Source organism: Elstera litoralis (assembly GCF_000963705.1).
Taxonomy (GTDB): domain Bacteria; phylum Pseudomonadota; class Alphaproteobacteria; order Elsterales; family Elsteraceae; genus Elstera; species Elstera litoralis.
Genome location: NZ_LAJY01000310.1, coordinates 1 through 1,469, shown reverse-complemented (window position 1 = coordinate 1,469; position 1,469 = coordinate 1). Strand labels below are relative to the sequence as shown.

At 57.2% G+C, this 1,469-nt stretch carries 2 protein-coding genes and 1 pseudogene; 2 read left to right on the top strand and 1 reads right to left on the bottom strand.

The features are described from left to right. The first annotated feature begins 234 nt into the window (after positions 1-234). Positions 235-759: a flavin reductase family protein gene (locus VZ95_RS12355; protein ID WP_045776115.1), complete on the top strand. Its 525-nt coding sequence runs from the start codon at positions 235-237 to the stop codon at positions 757-759. A 63-nt stretch (positions 760-822) separates the two neighbouring features. Further along, a complete protein-coding gene (locus VZ95_RS12350; RefSeq protein WP_045776114.1) occupies positions 823-1,086 on the top strand; it encodes a hypothetical protein in 264 nt (87 codons plus the stop codon). Here VZ95_RS12350 and VZ95_RS25590 read toward each other — a convergent pair. After that, a pseudogene (locus tag VZ95_RS25590) lies at positions 1,083-1,469 on the bottom strand (threonine ammonia-lyase); the annotation flags it as partial. The gene VZ95_RS12350 and the pseudogene VZ95_RS25590 sit on opposite strands and share 4 nt — an antisense overlap.

Below are 1,469 nucleotides of genomic sequence, written 5' to 3'. Positions count from 1 at the left end.
GATCTTTAGCATGGACTCACTCCAACGTTCTGTTCCGATTGTCCAAACCGACACATGAAGGGCAACGAATGGCTCTTGCCCCATTTATTCTGCCTATAGGGTTTACCAGCCAAGGTTAGCCTCGTCAAGGCGAGCGATGAAATCCATACGTATTACAATGGCTTGGCAAAAGGATATGAGATTATGTTAGAAGCAAGCCGCAGCATACCGCCCCCGATACCCGAGGCCGAACCGATGGACGCAACACTCACCCCTCACTTTAGCGCACGCGACTTTCGAAATGCGCTAGGCAATTTTGCCACAGGAATCGCCATCGTCACAACCCTGGCCGCCGACGGGAAGCCGGTGGGTTGTACGATCAATTCCTTCGCCTCGGTGTCGCTGGAACCGCCGCTGATTTCCTTCTGCCTAGATCGGAAAGCCGGAACCTTTTCGGCATTTCAAACCCATAGCCATTTCGCATTGCATTTTTTGGCGGCCAATCAAGAAGAGCTGAGCCGCCGCTTTGCTAAGACCGGCGAAGATCGGTTCGGCGACCTTCAGCCGATCCAGGGGCTTGGCGATGTGCCGGTTCTGCCGGGATGCCTTGCGCATTTCGAGTGCAGCGTCTTCGATAGGATCGATGCGGGCGATCATCTCTTGATCCTGGGGCAGGTCGAAAAGTTGCAAGCCGGGACCGATTTACCGCCATTGCTCTATTTTCGCGGGCGCTATGCCCAACTCAGCGCCGATTCTGACGAAAATTTCACGAAGAGTTAAGCTGATTCCGCTCAATCGCTGCGCTACAGAGGGGGGAACCCCTCTTGTTCGATTGAGGCGATTATGTTTCGCAAACTGTTGCTGCTAACGATCCCGATGCTTGTTCTCACGGCCTGTCAAACATTGGACGAGGAATTGGCGGAATATCGCTATACCTGCGTCAAAATCGGCCACCGCATCGGCACGCCCGACAATACGAAATGCGTCGAAGGGCTTTACCGCGACGCCCAAAACCAGCAGGCGATGCGCGATGCCGCCGCGCCGCGCACGCAAACCTGCCGTGAAGAGAAAGACAAAAAGGGCCGGAAGATCACGACCTGCTATTAGTCAGTCAGCAGGCGCGACGGAAAACCGGCCTCATTGAGGGCTTCCAGAATGTCGCGCACGTGATCGGCCCCGCGCGCTTCCATCATCGTATCGATCTCGGTCTGTTTGATCGGCACGTCGAGGAACATGCGCTGGTGATGGACTTCGACGATATTGCCGCCCGCTTTGCCGATCACGTCCGAATAGCGCGCCAGCGTACCGGGGAGGTCGCCCAGTTCCGAGCGGATACGTACCAAGCGCCCATCGCGCACGAGGCCGCGCATCAGGATCGACGACAGCAGGCGCGCGTCGATATTGCCGCCGCAGAGCAGGGTTCCGACGTTTTTTTTGCCGACGAAATGGTGCGGCTCGGCAAGCAGCGCCGCAACCCCCGCCGCGCCCGC